The organism is Terrimonas pollutisoli (genome assembly GCF_029360765.1).
GTDB lineage: Bacteria > Bacteroidota > Bacteroidia > Chitinophagales > Chitinophagaceae > Terrimonas_B > Terrimonas_B pollutisoli.
On sequence record NZ_JARKNA010000001.1, the window covers coordinates 77,365 to 98,593 of the forward strand.

19 protein-coding genes are annotated in these 21,229 nt (G+C 40.7%); 13 read left to right on the top strand and 6 right to left on the bottom strand.

All coding sequences use genetic code 11. The annotated features are described in order from the left end of the window. Positions 1 to 82 precede the first annotated feature (82 nt). Positions 83 to 1,573 (bottom strand): glycerol kinase GlpK, encoded by a 1,491-nt coding sequence (glpK, locus tag P2W73_RS00345; RefSeq protein WP_276499977.1) that lies wholly within the window; start codon positions 1,571 to 1,573, stop codon positions 83 to 85. Positions 1,574 to 1,838: 265 nt separating this feature from the next. Next, on the bottom strand, positions 1,839 to 3,416 hold the full coding sequence (locus tag P2W73_RS00350; protein ID WP_276499978.1) for a glycerol-3-phosphate dehydrogenase/oxidase: 1,578 nt from the start codon (positions 3,414 to 3,416) through the stop codon (positions 1,839 to 1,841). 197 nt (positions 3,417 to 3,613) lie between these two features. On the opposite strand from P2W73_RS00350, the gene P2W73_RS00355 reads away from it, so the two are divergent. Next, positions 3,614 to 4,405 (top strand): DeoR/GlpR family DNA-binding transcription regulator, encoded by a 792-nt coding sequence (locus P2W73_RS00355; RefSeq protein WP_276499979.1) that lies wholly within the window; start codon positions 3,614 to 3,616, stop codon positions 4,403 to 4,405. Between the two features lie 85 nt (positions 4,406 to 4,490). Here the strand turns inward: P2W73_RS00355 and P2W73_RS00360 are convergent, their stop codons facing one another. After that, complete coding sequence (locus tag P2W73_RS00360) at positions 4,491 to 6,977, bottom strand: DUF5686 family protein (protein ID WP_276499980.1); 2,487 nt, start codon at positions 6,975 to 6,977, stop codon at positions 4,491 to 4,493. Between the two features lie 127 nt (positions 6,978 to 7,104). On the opposite strand from P2W73_RS00360, the gene P2W73_RS00365 reads away from it, so the two are divergent. The 9 genes from P2W73_RS00365 (at position 7,105) to creD (ending at position 13,191) form a co-directional block, all read left to right on the top strand. Beyond that, entirely contained in the window at positions 7,105 to 7,767 is a 663-nt protein-coding gene (locus P2W73_RS00365) for a hypothetical protein (RefSeq protein WP_276499981.1), read from the top strand. Between the two features lie 10 nt (positions 7,768 to 7,777). Beyond that, positions 7,778 to 8,077 carry a winged helix-turn-helix domain-containing protein gene (locus tag P2W73_RS00370; protein ID WP_276499982.1) on the top strand — a complete coding sequence of 100 codons (300 nt, stop codon included), beginning with the start codon at positions 7,778 to 7,780 and terminating at the stop codon, positions 8,075 to 8,077. A 43-nt stretch (positions 8,078 to 8,120) separates the two neighbouring features. Continuing rightward, on the top strand, positions 8,121 to 8,606 hold the full coding sequence (locus tag P2W73_RS00375) for a hypothetical protein (RefSeq protein ID WP_276499983.1): 486 nt from the start codon (positions 8,121 to 8,123) through the stop codon (positions 8,604 to 8,606). A gap of 96 nt (positions 8,607 to 8,702) precedes the next feature. Continuing rightward, positions 8,703 to 9,086: a hypothetical protein gene (locus P2W73_RS00380; RefSeq protein WP_276499984.1), complete on the top strand. Its 384-nt coding sequence runs from the start codon at positions 8,703 to 8,705 to the stop codon at positions 9,084 to 9,086. A gap of 32 nt (positions 9,087 to 9,118) precedes the next feature. Next, positions 9,119 to 10,522, top strand: a complete 1,404-nt coding sequence (locus P2W73_RS00385; protein WP_276499985.1) for a B12-binding domain-containing radical SAM protein — start codon at positions 9,119 to 9,121, stop codon at positions 10,520 to 10,522. Between the two features lie 86 nt (positions 10,523 to 10,608). After that, positions 10,609 to 10,830 carry a hypothetical protein gene (locus P2W73_RS00390; protein ID WP_276499986.1) on the top strand — a complete coding sequence of 74 codons (222 nt, stop codon included), beginning with the start codon at positions 10,609 to 10,611 and terminating at the stop codon, positions 10,828 to 10,830. Beyond that, positions 10,827 to 11,195 (top strand): diacylglycerol kinase family protein, encoded by a 369-nt coding sequence (locus P2W73_RS00395; protein WP_276499987.1) that lies wholly within the window; start codon positions 10,827 to 10,829, stop codon positions 11,193 to 11,195. The genes P2W73_RS00390 and P2W73_RS00395 overlap by 4 nt, the downstream gene beginning before the upstream one ends. A gap of 1 nt (position 11,196) precedes the next feature. Continuing rightward, positions 11,197 to 11,871, top strand: coding sequence for a DUF1361 domain-containing protein (locus P2W73_RS00400; protein ID WP_276499988.1), 675 nt, complete (start codon positions 11,197 to 11,199; stop codon positions 11,869 to 11,871). Positions 11,872 to 11,898: 27 nt separating this feature from the next. Continuing rightward, complete coding sequence (gene creD, locus P2W73_RS00405) at positions 11,899 to 13,191, top strand: cell envelope integrity protein CreD (protein WP_276499989.1); 1,293 nt, start codon at positions 11,899 to 11,901, stop codon at positions 13,189 to 13,191. 225 nt (positions 13,192 to 13,416) lie between these two features. On the opposite strand, the gene P2W73_RS00410 is transcribed toward creD, so the two are convergent. After that, a complete protein-coding gene (locus P2W73_RS00410) occupies positions 13,417 to 16,902 on the bottom strand; it encodes a TolB-like translocation protein (RefSeq protein WP_276499990.1) in 3,486 nt (1,161 codons plus the stop codon). A gap of 154 nt (positions 16,903 to 17,056) precedes the next feature. On the opposite strand from P2W73_RS00410, the gene P2W73_RS00415 reads away from it, so the two are divergent. Further along, entirely contained in the window at positions 17,057 to 17,701 is a 645-nt protein-coding gene (locus P2W73_RS00415; RefSeq protein ID WP_276499991.1) for an MBL fold metallo-hydrolase, read from the top strand. Positions 17,702 to 17,720: 19 nt separating this feature from the next. Beyond that, entirely contained in the window at positions 17,721 to 17,966 is a 246-nt protein-coding gene (locus tag P2W73_RS00420) for a hypothetical protein (RefSeq protein WP_276499992.1), read from the top strand. Positions 17,967 to 18,028: 62 nt separating this feature from the next. Here the strand turns inward: P2W73_RS00420 and rpiA are convergent, their stop codons facing one another. Continuing rightward, a complete protein-coding gene (rpiA, locus tag P2W73_RS00425; protein WP_276499993.1) occupies positions 18,029 to 18,712 on the bottom strand; it encodes a ribose-5-phosphate isomerase RpiA in 684 nt (227 codons plus the stop codon). Further along, entirely contained in the window at positions 18,712 to 20,226 is a 1,515-nt protein-coding gene (locus P2W73_RS00430; RefSeq protein ID WP_276499994.1) for a lipopolysaccharide biosynthesis protein, read from the bottom strand. Before P2W73_RS00430 ends, rpiA begins: the two co-directional genes overlap by 1 nt. Before the next feature lie 356 nt (positions 20,227 to 20,582). On the opposite strand from P2W73_RS00430, the gene P2W73_RS00435 reads away from it, so the two are divergent. Further along, the gene (locus P2W73_RS00435) at positions 20,583 to 21,227 is read left to right on the top strand and encodes a hypothetical protein (protein ID WP_276499995.1); all 645 of its coding nucleotides are present in this window, start codon (positions 20,583 to 20,585) and stop codon (positions 21,225 to 21,227) included. Positions 21,228 to 21,229 lie beyond the last annotated feature (2 nt).

Here is a 21,229-nt window from a genome sequence, read left to right on the forward strand (position 1 = left end):
TAAGAGGTTTAAGTAGTTTAATAGGTTTCAAAGGTTATGTTCAACTTCTTGAACCTTTTAAACCCTTGAAACTTTTGGAACTTTATTCTGTCCACGCTTGTGCCGCTTTTACTGCTTTCTTCCAGTTTTTCTGCAGATCGTTTCTTTTTTCGTCGTTCATGGAAGGAGTAAATGCTTTGTCTTTCTGCCAATACTGTTGCAGTTCATCAATACTGTTCCAATACCCAACGGCAAGCCCGGCAAGGTAGGCAGCGCCTAAAGCGGTAGTTTCTGTTACCTGCGGTCTTACAACCTGTGTGTTGATGATATCGCTTTGAAATTGCATCAGGTGATTATTCACAGTAGCGCCACCGTCCACTCTTACTTCTTTTATCGGCAAACCCGCATCGGCTTCCATTGATTGTAAAAGATCCATTGATTGAAAAGCAATACTCTCAACAGCCGCTCTTGCTATATGTGCATCGGAACTTCCCCTCGTGAGACCAACGATTATTCCTCTTGCATGCTGGTTCCAATAAGGAGCACCTAAACCTGTAAAGGCCGGTACAACGTAAACGCCTCCATTATCTTCTACTTTTAAAGCTAAAGATTCCACATCACCTGAGTTTTGAATGATCTTTAATCCATCCCGCAACCACTGCACTACGGCTCCGCCGATAAAAACACTTCCTTCCAACGCATATTGCACTTCACCATTTACTTTCCAGGCAATAGTCGTCAGCAAATTATTTTTTGAATTGACCGGTTTGGTTCCGGTATTCATCAACATGAAACAGCCAGTGCCATACGTGTTTTTAACCATGCCCGGTTGAGTACACATTTGACCGAATAAGGCCGATTGCTGATCACCGGCGATTCCACTCACTGGAATTTTTGCTGCCGTCAAAATATTTTCGGTATGTCCATATATTTCACTGCTTGATCTTACATCGGGCAGCATACTTGCAGGTATCCCAAATAAGGATAACAATTCTTCATCCCACTTTAACTCATGAATATTATATAGCAGTGTTCTTGATGCATTGGATACATCTGTTGCATGCACTTTACCGTTGGTCAGTTTCCAAAGCAGCCAGCTGTCGATGGTGCCAAAACACAATTCACCTTTCTGTGCTTTATCTCTTGCACCTTCTACATTATCTAAGATCCACTTTACTTTAGTGCCGGAGAAATAAGCATCTGTTACCAGGCCGGTTTTTTTGCGTATTTTTTCTGCCGAACCATCTTTTTTTAACTGATCACAATATTCCGCTGTTCTCCTGTCCTGCCAAACAATGGCGTTGTAAATGGGAAGATGTGTATCTCTGTCCCAAACAACAGTGGTCTCTCTTTGATTGGTGATGCCGATAGCTGCAATGTGGTTGATGGTAAGGCCAGCTTTTAAAATTGCCTCAGTTGCTACTCCTAACTGTGTACTCCATATTTCATTGGCATCGTGTTCCACCCAGCCCGGTTGGGGAAAGATTTGGGTAAATTCTTTTTGTGCGGTCGCAACTATGGTTCCTTTTTTGTCAAAAATTATAGCTCTTGAACTCGTCGTTCCCTGGTCAAGGGATAAAATGTACTTATCCATGGCAATCGGTTAGCAATTTTTAAAATTTAAATATATTGAAATTATAGTCTCATCTGGCCTCATCCCTCTTATCCCTTCTCCCAAAGAGAAGGGACGGTGCTGCATTGCTAAGCCAGGCTTCATATCTACCAAATCAGCTTTATATCTCCACTCAGCATTTTCGAAGATTACTATTTTAATTATACTCTTCGAAAAGCGAGGGGTCGTGCTTAGCAAGTCTTCCGTCGCGGAGTTTTAGAGGGGGCCATGGCTTATCTGCAGGTTGTTATTTAAGTATATAGTGTTCGGATAGTTTAGTAAAACTTTCCACTTGTTCTGCTTTCCATTGTTCGTCCTTACCTAGCACACTTGCCATAATGGAAGCACATTCCGGTGCAATGCGAAGGCTCTCTTTTGCATTCAGCAATAAGGCTCTTGTTCTTCTTGCTAATACATCCTCAACTGTTCTTGCCATTTCATGTTCCACCGCCCACACTATTTGTTGCCGGTGTATTTTTAATTCTTCACTCAGCCAGTCATTCGCACTGCCATTCATCTGTTGTTTCATTGCGGCCGCATCACTTCCGTAGAAATACAGGGGATCGCTCCAGTTAGTAGTAGCCGCATACCCATGAATATGCAGCGATGCAGTGGCAGATTTTTTATGCTGCCACTTCAATTCTTTTTCTATCCTGTTGATCATATCTTCTCCCATCTTTCTATACGTAGTCCACTTGCCACCAAGAATGGTAAAGAGTCGGGAGGGCGAAACGATGATCTTATGACTGCGGGATATTTCTTTTGTTTTTTGTTTATCGTTGTCGGGAACCGCTAATGGACGAAGGCCGGCAAACACACTTAATACATCGGATCGTTTGGGTTGGGTGGTCAAATAAGTTCCCGCTGTTTCAAGAATGAATGAAATTTCTTTTTCCAACGCTTGCGGCTCCAGTGAGGCTGCTTCAACAAGCGTATCGGTAGTGCCCACTACTACTTTATCATGCCAGGGTACTGCAAACAACACACGGCCATCACTTGTCCTGGGGATCATTAAGGCATCACTGGAAGGATAGAATCTTTTATCCAACACCACATGAACTCCCTGGCTTACGCAAATGGTCTTTGCGCTACCCGGCTTATCCATCTGCAGAATATTGTCTACAAACACACCGGTCGCATTTACAACGGCCCTGGCTTTAAAATCATAGAGCTTGCCGGTTTCCATATCCATTGCGGTGACGCCTGCTGTATTTTTTGCTTCGTCTTTCAACAGGTCGGTCACCTGCATATAATTCACAGCATAGCCGCCATTTTTAATAATGCTTTGTGCAAGGTTGATGGCAAGCCGTGAATCATCAAACTGACCATCGTGGTATAATACACCTCCTTTGAGATTGCTGGTCTGAATGGCCGGTAACTTTTTGATTGTTTCCTCTTTTGAGATAAAAACTGAAGGACCAAGACTTAACCTGCCGGAGATCCAGTCATAGATTTTCAAGCCAACAGTATACTTTAGGCGATCAAATAAACTATAAACCGGAACGATGAATGTTTGATCTTTCACCAGATGTGGTGCATTGCGATGCAATAATCCTCTTTCAATGCTCGCTTCACGAACCAGGCGAACATCTCCCTGGGCCAGGTACCTGACGCCACCATGCACCAGTTTTGTGCTGCGGCTGGATGTGCCTTTGGCAAAATCAGATTGCTCAATTAGTAATGTTTTATAACCACGAACAGTGGCATCCAGTGCTATGCCGAGCCCGGTAGCGCCACCGCCAATCACGACTATATCCCATTCCGGCGTAGCGTCGGCAACCTTTTTTAAATACGTTGATCTATTGTTTAGTTTTTCATTATTCATTTCAAGTAGTTTCGGTATATATTGAAACGAAACTAAAAAATAATAAAATGAAACTAAATAAACCAATTGTTATGTTAAGAAAAAATATTTCGAAATTCGATTAACATAAGGAGTTTCAAATTATTTCGAAAAAACGAACAGATGTTTGAAGTCAGATTTAAGGTTTTGAAATTCAGCTACATCTATATAAATTGAATATGAAACAGCAAAGACAAATTAACGGTATGGCAACGCTGGCGGATAGGCATCAATACATATTATCAAAATTGAAAACAGAAGGCAAAGTAAATGTGCTTGACCTTTGTCATGACTTGAACGTGTCTTCCGTTACTATTCGCAAGGATTTGAAACTATTGGAAGATAAAAATCTTTTATATCGTACACACGGCGGTGGTACGTCCAGCAATCCCTACACCGTTGATCGGTCCGTAGATGAAAAAGAAAAAATAAGAGCAGAAGAAAAAATGGATATAGGCGCTGCCGGCGCTGCATTGATCGAGCCTAATGATTGTATTATCATTGCCTCCGGAACGACCGTTTTGTCGTTAGCAAGAAATATAAAGCCTAAAGCCCATCTTACCGTTATTACTGCGGCTTTAAATGTGGCAACAGAACTCAATCGTCATGCTGAAGTAGAAGTATTAGTGCTGGGTGGCGTGTTGCGTAAAAGTTCTTCCTCCGCTACCGGTATGTATGCTGAAAATATTTTAAATGATTTTTCCTGCAGCAAATTATTTCTCGGTGTGGATGGCATCGATATTGATTTTGGATTGACAACTACTCATGTACAGGAAGCGCAGCTTAACCGCAAAATGATGGCTGCGTCTCAAAAAACAATTGTGCTGGCGGATTCCAGTAAGTTTGGTAAACGTGGTTTTGGCAGGATCTGTGGCCTGGAAGAAATAGACCAGGTGATTACTGATAAAGGCATATCTGATCATACTGTCAAAGCGCTAAAAGAAATGGGGATCGAAGTTGTGATTGTGTAAGAGATTTCAAATTTTGATGTTTGAGATTTTATCGAAATCAGACTTGCGTGTTAAACCTCAAACCTCAAATTTCGTACCTCGAACTTTAGAAACTCAACCTGAAACTTCCAAACACACCAAACTTCTTTGTTGTTCCATTGGGTAGTGAATTGGGCAATACACGCCAGATAAAATCAACTCTGAATACACGAAGAATATTGTCAACCCCGGTTCCTATTTCCATATAGGTTTTACCATCCAATGTTTGAAAAGTATTTCCTTCTTTAAAATTCAGCGCCTTGTTTGCATCAGATAAACTACCCCATAATGTTTTGATGGTATAGAACTGACGGAATTTTAATTTTGGAAACAAACGAAAAATCCCATTCCCAACGTTGTGTTCGAAGTTGATTCCGGCGAATTTATCATGGATGAATTCATATTTGTTCATCATGTTAAACGCATACTTGTTGTAATAATGCAATTCATTGCCAGGGGCGATATCCAATAAAACATAAGGTAATGTCCCAAATGTTTTTCCTCCATATAGCTGGAAAGAAATATTTCCAAAGGGGGGAATTTTTATATAATCGGAAATACTGCCGGATAATTTGGTGTAATTATAATTGCTTTTTAATATACCGGAAATACCTCGGGAAATGTAAATTTCACCAATAGGATAAGGGCTCCCCAAACTCGTTCGGAAAAATTGATTCTCTAAAAATTTTTCAAGATAAGCAAAGCGAAGACGAAGCGACACTTCGAATGTCTTGAGGGGAGAGCGGTCATTGTAGGTAGGGAAGGAATCTTTTAACGGAATATTTTTCAAAGGTGTAAATCCCTTGTGGGTTACGGCTATCAGTTCGGATAAACCAAAGCGGTGCTCATTAAAAAACTCAAATCGCTTTTCTTCCACCTTCATGAATTTTACCGGCACATTTTGTTTGCGTATAGCGAGGGCAAATATATTGTCAGATGAAACTTCACCGTAATAGTTTTGGCCATAGTCCAGGTCGTTGGTATAAGAGCCATACCAGTAACGACGCGGATGTTTGTTGGGCAGGTAAAATAATTCCGCCTTGCCTTTAAATTTTTTATCACCGAATCCATAAGCCAGGTACCAGTGATACCACCAATGCTTATCAAATTTTTTGTTGGTACCAAAATCAAAGCGTAGCCGTAATCCTTCCCATGAATTTGCCGTCACCCAATTGTACCAGGGGCCTAATTGAAAGTTGCCGACATTCAAATAACCTGTTGCAATAAAATTGATCTGTCGTGCCAGCCGCTTGAAGGTGGGTGCATTCAACAACGTGTCGATCATCTTTATAATGCCGGCTTCGGTTTTCGTCAGTTCTTCATGCCTGGTTTCATTCCAATACGTTTTGTCCTTCGCACTTGCATCCGGAAGTGTGATAATTTCCTCCATCAGCTTATTATTATTCAACGCTGCAACAACCGAAGTATCATTAACAACAATATCACGATAGGTAGTTGTTTTTCTGCCAATAAAACCCGGACTGTTTCTGCCAATTGGAGTTACATCTGCCACAAATTTATCCTTCGATAAAAACCAGGTCGAATCATTGATGAGTTTATATTCCTGTATCAGGCTAAGGTTTTCGACAAAGTTTACATTAGCTTCTTTGCCCAATCGAAGGTTCATCTTTTGAACAGCGAAGGTGCCGGCATGCACCCAGCAATCTCCTTCAAATGTATTGGTGCCTTTTCGTCTCGGAACAAACACAAGATGATAAAATCGATTGTTGTTTACCTGTTGGGTATCCGTTACCCGGTAGTTATAATACAAATCGCCATTGTCACTGGCAGGACTTATAAATTGTTTGTCAAATACTGTGATGAAATTGTTATAGATGTTGACATTTTGATCCATGCCGCCCAGGAACTTAATAATACTCTCATTCTTGACACCATTTGTATTGGCAGCTTTTATGACTTCACGGCGTTTGAGTGGTTTTTTCTGGTAATAGTAGTTAGAAAGCGCTTCGGTTAAGTAAGTAGGCAGGTATTTTATTCCTTCCGAACTATCGATGTTTTGATTGATCAGTTCTCCAACAGCCCGCAACGGTTTAAATTTTGTGATCCTGCCAAAATTGACATTTTTAATATCCAGTTCCAGTTTATTATATAACTCATAAGAGAAGTTAGAAAAGCGATAGCGATCGTTGGAAGGTTTGTTCTGAACAATCTTTCGCCAAAGTAAAAGCCCCTTGTTTACTTTGGTTTTTACTTTTACACCTTCGTTAAATGTTCCTCTTTCAAACGGAACATTGAGCAGAATGGAGTCTTTATTTTTATCGATAGGAAATAAAAATGGCTGATAGCCCACAGAGGTGATAACGAGTGTATCAGCCGGCCAGGCTTCCAGCCTGAAAGAAAATCTGCCTGCAGAGTCAGTAAGCTGACCAACCGTGGTATTTTGAAACGCCACGGAAGCAAAGGGCACACCCTCTTCGCTATGGGAATCTTTAACTATACCACTGATCCTCTTGCTTTGTGCAGCAATATCATTTATGGCAATAAAGAAAAGGAAAAAAAGGTATAAGGGGATATAGGGACTTCGCAAACTCATAAAGTACAAAGGTATTGACTGGAGACGAGCCGGGAAAGGGTAATTGATAATATGTGTCATCATTTTGACAGAAACTATTTGGAAAATAAAAAATGAAATGTTTACTTTGTACTTCAAAGTGCTTTTTATGAGCGATCAGAACCAACCAACCGATAGTTTGCAAGACGTAAAGGATATCCGCAAGCTGATGGAACGATCCAGCCGGTTTATTTCGTTAAGCGGCCTGAGCGGCGTGGCTGCGGGCCTTTTTGCTTTGATCGGTGCAGCCATTGCCAGATATGTAATATTCGATGGGTATTACATAGATTACAACGAACGGGGCTATTTTCAGGCAGGAGATTTCAGAACACTGAAACTTCAGTTGATCGTGTTAGCCATCGCTATTTTTGCGGCTGCTTTTTTTTCTGCGTTTTATTTTACGTGGAAAAAAACAAGCCAGGATGGTCACTCGCTCTGGAATCCTGTTTCCAAAAGACTTTTTTGGAATATGGCCATTCCCCTTGTTGCTGGCGGACTTTTTATACTGGGTATGCTCCAGCATAATGAGTGGCGTTTTGTAGCACCGGCTTGTCTTTTGTTTTATGGGCTGGCCCTTGTTAACGCAAGTAAATATACCCTCACAGATGTTCGCTACCTGGGTTACTGCGAGATTGTTGTTGGATTGATCAATATGTTTTGGATCAGGGATGGTTTATTTTTCTGGGCTTTTGGTTTTGGTATTTTGCATATTGTCTATGGAATTGTCATGTGGTGGAAATATGAGCGGAGTGTAAAAAGTGTAATGCTTTAAAAAGATTAGTTTGAAAAATCCGATAACAGGACTAAATAAAGTGTTTGACAACCGCATCCGTTTGGGTGTGATGAGCATCCTTATGGTCAATGATGAAATCAGTTTTAATGACCTTAAACAAATGCTGGAAGTAACCGATGGTAACCTGGCAACGCATTTGGTGAGCCTGGAAGAAAATGGGTATCTCAAGGTGCATAAGGGATTCATCGGGCGAAAGACGAATACAACCTATTCGGTTACCAAGAGCGGGGAAAAAGCCTTTACCGATCACATCACGGCGTTGGAGAATATGATCAAGGGAGTAAAATAAATTTTTTTGTTCTTATACTTTGAAATACAAAGTGCTTTTTAAAATGAATAACAAACTAAAACAAATTCGCGGCTGGGTCATCTTCTTTATGGTCTGCCTTTTTTTAAGCGGCCTCACAGCTATTCCACTGGAAGCGGAATTGCAATTTCTTTCCCGTTGCTTTTCACTACAAACCAGGTTGGGTGCCTGGATTGAAAAAGTTTATTTGGCTATTGTACATACAAACAGGCAATATCCTTTTTTGAGTTATGGTTATGATTGGCTGGCCTTCGCTCATTTCGTATTAGCAATTCTTTTTATCGGCCCGCTAAAGGATCCGGTAAAAAATAAATGGGTGATTGAATTCGCTATGATCGCCTGCCTGCTCATCATTCCATATGCCTTCATTGCAGGTCAGTTCCGTGGCATTCCCATCGGCTGGCGATTGATTGATTGCTCCTTCGGAATAATCGGGCTGATACCTTTAAGTATCTGCCTCGCCAAAATAAAACAAGTAGAAAATTTCATCACGCAAAATCATGTTGTATGAAATGAGTCATAAAATTTTCGAGGTATAATATATCAATTACCGATGAATCCCGACTTGTCGGGACCATGTGGCAAAAAAGAATAAAAAAATATGCACATGAAACAGTATATCAAACAAAATGTAGTCACTGCTCTTTCGTTTTTGCTGGCACTGCCTACAGCGTATTTCATTGTCATTTCAGTTTTAAAATACGAGATGGGTATCAATTCCCCATTTGATTCAGTGGCTCCTTTTCTCGAAAGAATGGGTATCAAAGAAACACCAGGCTGGAACATCAATTTGCTTATCCTCTTTGGTCCCGTGGTGGCATTAGGGTTAACCCTCTTACAAGTGTTAAAAGTGAAATGGAGCATCACCAATGAAGAATTTCATTTTCATTTTGCGGTGAAAAAAAGGTGGTTTCCACTGCTGGTAATTGCTTTTAGTCTGAGTCTTTTGGCTGTTCTCACTCTTTATATGATTGGAGAAAACTGCAGGTAAGCGTTTTTAATGGCCCGGTAAATACATCTGACATGAAAATAAAAATGATACTTCCAGCTTTAATGGAAGCAAAGAGCCCTTATTGGCGACCTATAAAGTATTCCTTGTTTCCCCCGCTGGGGTTGGCAACATTGGCTGCTTACTGCTCGCCTGATGATGAGGTTGAATTAGAGGATGAGCATGTTGAAGAAATAAACACAGATGATGATCCTGACATTGTAGTGATACAGGTTTATATAACCAATGCTTTTAGGGCATACGAATTAGCCGATCACTATCGAAAAAATGGAAAATATGTTTGCCTGGGTGGCCTGCATGTCAGTTCGCTTCCTGACGAAGCCTTATTGCACGCCGACTCTATTTTTATTGGTCCCGGGGAAGATACTTTTCCTCAATTCTTAAAAGATTTTAAAGCCGGGGTTGCGAAGCAGATTTATAGAAATAGCGCCCGTGATATTACTAACATACCTCCTATTAGGCGTGATCTTATCAAAAGAAATTTATACCTCGTACCTAATTCTATTGTGGTTTCAAGAGGTTGTCCCCATCATTGTGACTTCTGTTATAAGGATGCTTTTTTTGAGGGAGGAAAATCATTCTATACCCAAAGGGTTGATGCGGCACTAAAAGAAATCAGCCGGCTGCCTGGTAAACATCTTTATTTTTTGGATGATCATTTACTGGGTAATCAAAAATTTTCTGCGGCTTTGTTTGAGGGGATGAAGGGCATGAACCGGGTATTCCAGGGTGCATCAACTGTTGACGCTATTTTAAGAGGAGACTTGATTGAAAAGGCTGCCGAAGCCGGCCTGCGGAGCATATTTATCGGATTCGAAACGCTGAGCCGCAACAATCTTTCACAAAGTAACAAGAAGCAAAACATGGGTAAAGATTACGGGGAAGCAATTCAGCGGCTTCACTCGCTGGGTATCATGATCAATGGCAGTTTTGTTTTTGGTCTTGATGACGATGACAAAGATGTTTTTAAACGAACCGTTGATTGGGGTGTACGGCAGGGTCTTACTACATCAACCTACCATATTCTTACTCCTTATCCCGGAACAAGACTTTACCAATCCCTGAAACAGCAAGGAAGGTTATTGCACAATAACTGGAGTTTGTATGATACACGGCATGTTGTTTATAAAACAAAAGGCTTATCTGCTGAAGAATTAAAAGCAGGATATGACCGGGCTTACCAATCTTTTTATAGCTGGTCAAACATATGGAAGGCAAGCTGGCAACACGAAGAGTTTAAACATGTTGTGAAGCATTTTGCTTATGCCGGCGGCTGGAAAAAATTTGAGCCTCTTTGGAATTTCATGATCAAAACAAGGGGCCTTAACAAGATGCTTCCCTTGCTTGAAGCCATCTTATCAAAAGTGAAAACAGAAAACAAATCCATCAATAAATCTCCTTTTCCCGCAATTGCCTAAAATCAAATACACTTTTATGTTCAATTACACCTTTATTCAATATCCACATTTCAATAAAATTATTTACACGTCCCAAACTAATAATCATGAGACAAATCTGGTTTAAAAGAGCCGGCTGGTTTTACCTGCCTATACATGCAATGGGAATGCTAATTACCCTGGGTGCAATCATTTTTATGCTTACGGTTTGCATCGCTATACTCAGAAATGGACATTCCGTGACTGATGATCTCTATAAAATGTTCGTCTATCCCTCCTGCACAGCTTTTTGGTGGAAATGGATCGCCGATAAAACTTCAGCATCATGAAACAAAAAACAATTTCTTTCCGGTCAAGACTAAGCAGCTTTGGTTTTGCCGCCAGGGGTATACAGAAATTTTTCGAGCAGGAACCCAACGCATGGCTTCACCTGGTCGCAACGATTGGCGTATTTGCCAGCTCGGTTTACTTCGGCATCACAAGTTTTGAACTACTAGCCCTGGTTATTGTCACAGGCTTTGTATGGGTAGCTGAAATGTTCAATACGGTCATTGAACGGGTGATGGATTTTATTTCTCCGGCATATCATTCCCAGGTGGCCTTTATTAAGGACCTCGCCGCGGGGGCGGTGTTAATGTCCGCCGTAATCGCTGCCACCACAGGCCTTATTGTATTTATTCCAAAAATCATTTAACATGTTTCCGAAATATTTTTTAGTAAAGAAAGCCTTGACAACATTAACAATACAGGATCTGCTATTGATTTCCTGTGGCTTTAGTTGCTTGCTGTTAATTGGAAGAGCGGCTGCAACAGGACTTATTACTTATGCTTTCCTATTGTGGAATTTATTTCTTGCTTTTGTTCCCTATGGAATTACGCAATGGTTAAGCGGTCAATCCCCGCTTTGGAAAAGCAAGCCAAAGTTGATAATAACAATTCTTGGCTGGCTTGTTTTCATTCCTAACTCTTTTTATATTATTACTGATCTTTTTCATCTTGATACATTCGACTCAGCTCCAAAATGGTTTGACCTGCTGCTGTTATTCTCGTTTGCGTGGAATGGTTTGCTATTAGGGATTCTTTCTGTAAGAACACTGGAAAAAATTATTGAAGCTGCATGGGGAAGGGACTTTTCATCAACGATGCTGGTTGTCGTGATGTGGTTAAATGCTTTTGGCATTTATATCGGCCGGTATTTGCGCTTTAATTCGTGGGACATTATTGCGCAACCATTTTCCCTATTCAGCGAAATGTTTGAGGTAATCTTTCATCCTATCAAAAATAAAATGGAGTGGGGGGATGATTACTGTGTATGCAATCTTCTTGTTATTGCTCTACACAACCCTCAAAAAATTAAGCGAAAATTTTAATCAAAATCATATCAAAACAATTTAAACATGGACACCATTGTCGCCAATACTATTTGGCAAAAAAGTAAACTACTCATTAAAGGGTTATTGATCGGAGGATTAGTATTGCTGCTACTGATACCTTCGTTCTTTGTACAGAATATAGTCAGTGAAAGAGAAGCAAGGCAGCAGGAGGCATTTAAGGAAGTAAGCAGTAAGTGGGCAGGCCGGCAAAACATCACCGGGCCTGTACTCGTATTGCCGTATGCAGAAACTGTAACAGGCGATAAAGGCCAGACAACTGTTTTAAAAAAACTGGCTTACGTGTTGCCGGATAATCTGACCATCGAGTCGTCAGTAAAGCCGGAAGAAAGGCATCGCGGTATCTTCCAGGTGATGCTTTATTCATCCCTGGTAAAGATGAGTGGTAAGTTTAATGTAGTTCCGCTGCAACAATTGAAGATCGATCCTTCGGTGGTCTTGTGGAATGAAGCCTACATATGTATGGAATTGGGGGACAGCAAAGGATTAAAGGAAGAAATAAAACTCACCTGGAATGACTCTATGGTTACGTTGAATCCATCTGCTGTCAATAATGGTGTAATGAAGGAAGGTTTTGTGGCGCCTGTAGTGGTGACCCCGGACAAAGAAATTCGCTTTTCTTCAGCGATCGCCATCAATGGCTCCGAACAATTATTGTTTACACCCGTTGGAAAAGAAACCACGGCCAGGCTATCTTCCACCTGGCCTGATCCGAGTTTTACGGGAGGTCAATTGCCAGACCATCAAATTACTGACAGTGGATTTGTCGCCACCTGGAAAAGCCTGGCGCATACCAGAACTTTTCCGCAAGCCTGGAAAGAGACTACTTACAACCTGCAAAATGCCTCGTTTGGCGCGGACCTTTTCATACCTGTAAACGGCTACCAGAAAACGATGCGGTCGGTGAAGTATGCTATTCTTTGTATCCTTCTCACTTTTGCCGCATTCTTCATCATCGAAACTGTAAATAAAAGATCGGTACACCCTTTCCAGTATGGGTTGATTGGGTTGGCACTTATTCTTTTTTATACACTGTTATTATCCATTTCAGAATACACAGGTTTTAATACGGCCTATATTATCGCATCAGCAGCAACGGTTGGATTGATAGCCTGGTTTGTAAAAGGACTGTTACAATCAGCAAAGCTCACTACTGTTTTAGGCGTAGTGCTGGTGTTGATGTATTCCTATATTTTCTCGATACTGCAATTGCAGGATTATTCCTTGTTGCTGGGAAGTATCGGATTGTTTCTTACCCTGGCAGTTATTATGCACTTTTCAAAAAAGATTCAATGGTAACACCGACGAGGCGTTAGAATCATATTATTGGTGGTTCACAATGTCTGTCGGCATTATACCAATAGCTATAAGATTAAATTAATATCTAAATGGTATAATAAACGAAGGTTGACTGTTGGTTTTTCGCTCATCCGTATCAAATGGGCACAAACAAAAATCCTCCGCCGCGGCGGAGGATTTTTGTATTATCCGTGAAATCGTTTTAATAATTCAGGTTATCCCTAATCAAAAGTCAACACCCATTGCAAAATACCACATAGGTTTGTTCCTGAAAAAGCCATTCATTTCCCAGGCAGCATCCACCCTGATAAAATAACCCAGCAATGTACTCCTGGCGCCAAACCCATATCCACCGGCGAAAGGACCAATACCGCCAGCCTTTATCCTAACGGTAAATGGATTATTGGGATCATTGGGATTAGAATACACACTTTGGGGACGCTGAATATCTTTCACATCACCTGCCCATGCAGTTCCAATGTCAAAGAATTGTACCAGTTGGAAATTGCGCAGGAAGGCGTTATTGATCGGCTTATTAAAAAATGTGGAAAACACCGGAACCCTGATCTCACTATTGACAACAACAGCATTATTACCATTCGAAAGATTTTGTTTGAATCCACGAAGGTTTACCGCCAGTGACTGGTAAGCATAATAATTGATGTTATCATCGGGCCTCGGTTCTGGATTAAATTTAGGTGAGAACCAGTTGTCGACGCCACCGAGGTAATAAATGACTTTTTGATCCCCGAAAGAAAAATCACCACCGGCACGAACGGCCCAAATCAGGTTGCGATAGATAGGCAGGTAATGGCGGGCATCAAACCCTGCATTGAACATGAACTTGCCATCAGCATTCGACTTGGTTATCTCGGTAAACCAATCTGTAAATATTTTGTAGCGTAAGCCATGCCAGATATTAGTAGCAGGGTTTATTGTATTGTCGTACACATACTCAAGGCTAAACTGGCCGTATGTTTTTTTATAATCCGGTACTTTGATCGTTTGAGAATTTGTTGCACTCATGACTACTCTTTCAAAGCGTGGGCCGAGGGTTGCCCTGATGCTCCTGATCCTGTCAAGCGGGTATTTTAGTGTGGCCAGGTAGTAACTGGCAAATTGTTTGGCAGTGCCCGTGACAGGTGAATTGTTATAAAGTAAGGTTGCAAAAATCTCATTGCTGCTCCTGTAATACAAAGCTCCCCAGTCAAAACGTTTTCGCTGATTTTGAAAAGAAAATAATACGTCATTGTCTCTTAAGTTTGGAGCAATGCGGATACCGCCGGTAAATTTCACATCTTCCATAAGGTCTGATGTTCCCATACGAATAAGACCATTAAAATCTCCACCATTGGAAAGATATATAGGTCCGTTACCTCCATTATAAGTTTGAAACTTATTCACAGCTAAAACAGAGTTGTTAAAGCCTGTTACAGCATAATCCGCAAAAAATTTCGGCGGACGGTATTCATACAATTTTGCTTTCCGAAGAATGGTTGGCTCGGTGATTTCTGTAGCTTCCACTACACGGCCAATCTGGGCGCTATCTTTTTTCTCATTGTCAAATTCACTTTGGAAAAAATCATCCTGTTTTGCTTCATCAGGTTTCTTACCTTCCTGCTGAGGAGACAGTTTGTTGCGGCTTCTTTTTTCTTCATCAATTACCTGCTTCATATACTCAGTGGGCCGGGCATTGATATTGCGACGACGTAATGCATTTTCATCAACCTTCAGCCTGTAAAGTAATTTTACATCACCCAGTTTTACCACTTCGCTCACCTGCTGGTTATCACCGGCAGTTCTTGTTTCCAGCATACTGCTTTGATAATTGGTCAGCGGGAAAACATAAGATGAATCGTTGGTAAGAGAAACATAGCCGACCGAGTCAATATCCGTCTTATCCCATTCTTTGAGCAGGCTATCTACTTCCGCCAGGGGAGGATTGCGCAAGACTTCATCTCCGATAAAAACTAATGTATCCAACCCCGCTCTTTCAGTACGGAAAAATCCCGCATATCGGTTATTGACACCATTTTCATCACTAATAAAAGTGAAGTGTGATGAATTGTATTGAGACGGATACCGGGCATTACCATGATTGAGTGCGGTGAGCTGTGAAATCTGTTTGAACTCTGATTTATTCCAGTTATCAACCAGGAAAATATTATATCGTTTTCCCGGCAATGAATCATCACTGGTTGCCGCTGTTGCAGAAGGACGATTGCTCGAGTAAATAATACCGGTTTTGTTAGGAAAGGCAACAAAGGAAGGGTCCAGGTCATCATACACATCGTTAGTGATCTGGTCAAAAGACTGGCTGTCTATTTTATAAACATAAATATCGGTTTGCCCGCTTCGGATACCGCTAAAAATAAGCGTATTGGCATCCAGCATATACTTCATATCCTGGATCTGGTTAAACATTGGTAAATCCTGTTTTACCACCTTGATCCTGTTGATGACATCGTAAACGAACATGTGAAGTTTGCCTTCCGAACTATAAACCACCGCCAGCCGGGTGCCTTTACCATCCCAGGCAAGAATGGGATAATTTGGATTTATTTCATCACCCTTCTGGCGTACACCATATTTCAGCAGTACTTTTTTATTCACAAAATTTTCCATCAGTACTACTGAATATTTTCCCTGGTGAAATTCAACAACAGCATAAGTAAAACTTTTAGGGTTGGGGTTGGCATTAAACCTGATAAAATCTTTTTTACCGATCACTTCGCTTACTCCCAACTGGCCTTTTGGCGCATTGCGTCGGCCGCGGATGTCTTTATAATATTGCTGTGGTACCTCCACCATAAAATCTTTGAGGACCTCTTTAAATTTTTTCTTGGTAATCTTTTGTGAAGCACTGTTGAGATTTCGGTAAATGCGGCTCAGGTAAAAGAAATAAGTGACTTTGTTTTTACCGTATTTATCAGCAATGTATTTCCAAAATGAGTGGCCGGCAAGATTTGGCTTTTCAAAAGCGAACTGGTAAAAGTTAGTGTACTTACCAGTCAGCATAATCGAACGCAGGTCATCATCCAATTTTGGCGACCAGTTTTCACCGGCATATTCGATATAGCCATCGGTTAGCCATTTTGGAAGATCCAATAATGCCTGGTTAGCGGCAAATTCGCCCAGGTCATCGCCAAACAACTGATTTTCCACTAATACCTGTGCAAGGCCCTGGCGAATCTGGCGGCGAAGGTTATCATGGTTACCATCAAAATAAACCAGCATTTTATTGTTCACCAGTTTGGTGATACCGCCGGTATTTTGCCAATCGATACCCAATCCAATGTTGGATTGCTGCATTTCATCAAAATTATTATAGGCTACGATATTGATGCGGCGTTGTAAGCCATATTCTACAAACTCTTCAATGCTGGGCAGCTCTGTTTCGGCTATTTGGGCCACGTATTTACCCAGTCCCAAACCATCCTGGCTGAAATAAGTATTAAAGTTTTCGGTTTGATAGTATTTCCATTTGAACTTTTGATATTGAACCCGGTTTTTGCCAAACTCTACAGTATTGACCTGTGCATGGGTTATTGTTGAGGTAAGAATAAAAAGACAAGCGATCAGGCGTGATACGTTACTCATAAAATCTTTGCTGTTTCTTGTACTGATAAATCGTTGTTTTTTCATCGGGTGTTGCCAACCGGCATAGTTGAATTCTGAATTATCTTCGCTGCGATTATTAACCTGTTCCAAATCACAAATTTACCGGATTCAGGTTCATATCTAAAAGTACGAATCGTATATGACAAAATTTTCATTTGGCTGGATAAGGAATATGAAAATTTTGGAACGGTAAATCCGGTGGCTGAGAGGGGAGTGGATTTGGGAAATGAATTAAAAACTAATCATGTTAAGCCTTAAGACATTTACATTTAATCCCGTCCAGGAAAATACCTATGTTTTGTATAACGAAAACAAGGAGTGCTGCATTATAGACCCGGGCTGTTATTTTTCTGCGGAGAAGGAGAAACTGAAAGCGGAGATCGAAAAAGCAGGCTTGAAGCCGGTTTTGCTCCTGAATACACACTGCCACCTCGATCACATCTTTGGTAATAAGTTCGTGCATGACACCTGGGGACTTGTGCTGCATATTCATGAAAAAGAAAAACCTGTTTTGGACAGGGGACCCGAATCAGGATTACGCTGGCAACTGCCATTTGAAAATTACCAGGGACCGCTGACTTATATAAAAGAAGGAACTAATGTCACATTGGGTAATGAAGAACTGGAAGTGCTTTTTACCCCTGGTCATTCACCCGGTAGTGTTTCTTTCTATCATGAAGCTGGTGGGTTTGTAATCGGTGGGGATGTATTATTTAACGGTAGCATCGGCAGAACTGATTTACCTGGCGGCGACTACGATACGTTGATCAATAGTATTCAAACAAAATTTTTCACTCTCCCCGATGAAACAAAAGTGTATTCAGGTCATGGAACAGTAACAACGGTTGGTTTTGAAAAGATGAACAACCCGTTTGTGAAATTGTATTAACAAATTTCAAATAAATGGCATGAAGCAAAATACCTTTTTTACTACTATTGTATGCATTGTTTTTACATTGACAGCAATAAGCTCGTTTTACTTTTGGTTTAAAGCAAATAAAATAGGCTGGAAGTATAGATATAACTGGCCTGATGGTTCATCTCCCGAAGAAAAAAATATGGTAAAAAAATATGGTAAAAAAATATTTAAGAAGTTGCTTTGTTTGCTTCTTAACAGGAAGTTTGTTGATAGTTTTTCTTTTCATTTTTTTTAACATAGGTAAAAATTAATCCCATTTTAAAAGGTACTAAAATAACGATGACTTAGAGGGGGCAATTATTTTTCTTTTACTTCAATGCTTCCATCCGCATGACCAATAATAATCGTATCGGCCATATTGACAAAAAGGCCGGTCTCTACAACGCCGGGAAGGAGATGTAAGGCTATATTGAGCGCAGCAGCATCATTGATTTTTTCAAAATGGCAATCCAGGATATAATGTCCATTATCCGTAACGTAGGGAACATTATTTTTTTCCCTCAACACGATATTGCTGCATCCCATCGCTGTGATTTTTTTCTTCACCTGCTTCCAGCCGATCAGCATTACTTCAACAGGCAATGGAAAGCGACCTACCTGATTCACCCATTTGCTTTCATCTGCAATGATGATCAGTTTATCCGATGCAGCAGCCACCAATTTTTCCTGCAACAAAGCGCCACCACCACCTTTGATCATATTAAAAGAACGATCAACTTCATCGGCGCCATCAATGGTGATTGCGAGGGTATCAATATCATTTAGTTCAACAATATCAATCCCATGCTGCAGGGCCAACGCCTTGGTAGAAGAAGATGTAGGGACGACTTTTATTTGAAGACCTTGTTGTATACGGTCAGCTAATTCTTTTATTAACCAAAATACTGTGGACCCTGTTCCAAGGCCAATAGTGGAATTAGCTGGAACAAGTCCGGCAGCATAGCCGCCTAATTTCTTTTTTATTTCTTCCTGTGTGAACATCAGATTTTCATCACCAATTTACCGATAAAGGGCATTCTTTCCAGCTCTCTTCTTTCCACTTTGGCTACAAACAAGCCGAATAATAATAACAAGATACTGGCTGTAATAAGATTGAACCAATGATTGGACCATAAGCTTACGAGACCACGATGCAATGCATAGATGATCACCGTCAGGACGAGGTAGGAAATGAGTTTTTTGCGGGCATAAGGAACCGGGTAATATTTTTGACCCAGCAGGTAACTGGTTATCATCATAAACAGGTAACAACAAAAAGTGGCAATAGCTGCTCCCAGGTAATGATAACGTGGTATCAGCAGGATGTTTAATACAATAGTGATCGCTGCGCCACCAAAGGTAATGACAGCACCGGTCATGTTTTTATTGGTAAGCTTATACCAAATACTGAGGTTATAGTATATGCCAAGAAAAACATTGCCGAGGGCTAATAGGGGCACCACGTTTAATCCTTCAACCCAGGCGGGTTTATCGATTGCCTGGAAAAACCAGGCAAATACATCTATATAAAGGCTGATAAAAAGAAACATGCAGCAGCAGGCGATCACAAAAAACTTCATGATGCGGGCATAGGTGCGGGGCGCATTTTCGTCTTTACTTTGACTGAAAAAGAATGGTTCAGCCGCCATACGGAAGGCCTGTATCATGATAGTGATCAGAACAGCCAGGCGGTAAATATTTCCAAAAATACCGAGCTCATGTTTGGCTTGCTCTTCCGGCAGGTCAACCACATGCTGGTAAATCAGCCGGCTCAACATATCATTTACCATTCCGCCCATGCCAACAATTACCAGCGGATAGGCATATTCCATCACTTTTTTCCATAGTGACGAATCAAAATGAAACTGTATTTGCGCAAATTCCTTTCTAAGAATAAGAAAAGTAAGTATGCTGCCTGCAAGATTACCCAACAGGTAATAGCCAATGCCAATATTTTTATCATAAAACGTTCCTAAAAAACTATTCGGGTTGTTTTGAACATATTTTGGAATGATGGCAAGGAACAGTACAACAACGAGTATGTTTAAAAGTACACCAGCGAGGGTGGCAAATGCATAACGTTTTGGCCGGTTTTCCTGTCGCAACCTCGCAAAAGCCAGGGTGCTGATGGCATCAAAAAAAATAATGGCCGCCATCCAGTTTACATATTCCGGGTGTTCATCAAGATTGGCCCAGCCGGCAATGGAATCTTTGAAGATGAATAATAGCGCCGTAAAGAAAATGGTAGAACCTAACAGCGACAGGGATAAGGTGCTGTATAAATTCTTTTGCTCTTCATCACGGGAAAAACGAAAATAAGCCGTTTCAAGCCCGTAGGTAAATAACACATTTAAAAACGGGATGATGGCATAGATCTGTGTAAGGTCAGCTGTTTTGGAGGGCTGGGCAAAAATGAGTGGGAGGGTCAGGTTCATTATATACCCAAGAAAACGCCTTGCGATAGTAGGAACGCCATACCATAATGTTTGCCCTGCCAGTTTTTTTATTCCACCCAAGAATTAGATTTTTGACAAAAGTAACTGGTCGTTGCACAAAAAACCAATATCTGTATCACTGTTGTTATTTACTCCCCTGCAACCCATTTTCAGTTTCTTCTATCTTTGTAAAAAATAGTTAATATGATAAGCTGGCAAGGGTATTTGTTTTGAAAATTGTCGTACTATCGAAAAGCAAACACATGAAATAGGTTCATGGCCTCACAGGCAGATTCCATAAAACAAAAACAATAAAAAATAAACCGAAGAAATGAGCCATAAAAATTTTCGAGCAATTTATACTCCCGATAGCTATCGGGACAATGAAAATTTTTATGGTGAATTACAGGCGGCCAAAAAACAATAATAATTAACACATGAAAAGTCTTTTACTTGTCGCAAGCATTTGTATTGGTTCCTCAATACCTGTAGTTGCTCAGTCTTATGAAAGCAGTATTGAGTACGGTAAAAAAAAGCAACAGGCAATTGCGATTGACTATGCCTACACGCAGGAAGCTGTCGAAAACGCAATCGTTCAAAAAATTGAAAAAATGGGTTTTAAGGCCAAAGAAGAGAAAGGGGTTTTTAATAAGGATAAAGGCTTCATCGTCTTTAAAAATGCCCTTATTCCCGAGATCAGCGATTCGCGGATGGATTATATAGTAAAGACAGATCGCAAAAGCAGGCGGGAAAAAGATGAAACGACTCTTTATATCATTATGCAAAAAGATGGTGAAAACGCCTTGTCTTCAATGGATGCCTACAGTGTCGGTAAAGCAAAAGGGTTTGTGAATGGTCTGACGCCGGAAATAGAAGAAGCCAACCTGGAACTCCAGATAAAAGCCCAGGACAATGAGGTGGTAAAAGCAGAAAAGAAGTTCAAGGACTTGCAGGATGAAAAAGCCGATCTTGAAAAGAAATTGAAAAAAAATACCGAGGATATCGAAAAGCAGCAGAAATACATAGAAACACAGCGGACAGCTTTAGATGGATTGAAGAGTAAAAGACGAGCAGAGATGTAGTT

Bases quoted from the DNA above. Each gene is read 5' to 3' on its own strand.
- P2W73_RS00360 (WP_276499980.1), bottom strand. From the start codon at position 6,977: ATGAGTTTGCGAAGTCCCTATATCCCCTTATACCTTTTTTTCCTTTTC.
- P2W73_RS00350 (WP_276499978.1), bottom strand. From the start codon at position 3,416: ATGAATAATGAAAAACTAAACAATAGATCAACGTATTTAAAAAAGGTT.
- rpiA (WP_276499993.1), bottom strand. From the start codon at position 18,712: ATGTTCACACAGGAAGAAATAAAAAAGAAATTAGGCGGCTATGCTGCC.
- P2W73_RS00380 (WP_276499984.1), top strand. From the start codon at position 8,703: ATGAAACAGTATATCAAACAAAATGTAGTCACTGCTCTTTCGTTTTTG.
- P2W73_RS00385 (WP_276499985.1), top strand. From the start codon at position 9,119: ATGAAAATAAAAATGATACTTCCAGCTTTAATGGAAGCAAAGAGCCCT.
- P2W73_RS00355 (WP_276499979.1), top strand. From the start codon at position 3,614: ATGAAACAGCAAAGACAAATTAACGGTATGGCAACGCTGGCGGATAGG.
- creD (WP_276499989.1), top strand. From the start codon at position 11,899: ATGGACACCATTGTCGCCAATACTATTTGGCAAAAAAGTAAACTACTC.
- P2W73_RS00395 (WP_276499987.1), top strand. From the start codon at position 10,827: ATGAAACAAAAAACAATTTCTTTCCGGTCAAGACTAAGCAGCTTTGGT.
- P2W73_RS00420 (WP_276499992.1), top strand. From the start codon at position 17,721: ATGAAGCAAAATACCTTTTTTACTACTATTGTATGCATTGTTTTTACA.
- P2W73_RS00390 (WP_276499986.1), top strand. From the start codon at position 10,609: ATGAGACAAATCTGGTTTAAAAGAGCCGGCTGGTTTTACCTGCCTATA.
- P2W73_RS00365 (WP_276499981.1), top strand. From the start codon at position 7,105: ATGAGCGATCAGAACCAACCAACCGATAGTTTGCAAGACGTAAAGGAT.
- P2W73_RS00400 (WP_276499988.1), top strand. From the start codon at position 11,197: ATGTTTCCGAAATATTTTTTAGTAAAGAAAGCCTTGACAACATTAACA.
- P2W73_RS00375 (WP_276499983.1), top strand. From the start codon at position 8,121: ATGAATAACAAACTAAAACAAATTCGCGGCTGGGTCATCTTCTTTATG.
- glpK (WP_276499977.1), bottom strand. From the start codon at position 1,573: ATGGATAAGTACATTTTATCCCTTGACCAGGGAACGACGAGTTCAAGA.
- P2W73_RS00435 (WP_276499995.1), top strand. From the start codon at position 20,583: ATGAAAAGTCTTTTACTTGTCGCAAGCATTTGTATTGGTTCCTCAATA.
- P2W73_RS00415 (WP_276499991.1), top strand. From the start codon at position 17,057: ATGTTAAGCCTTAAGACATTTACATTTAATCCCGTCCAGGAAAATACC.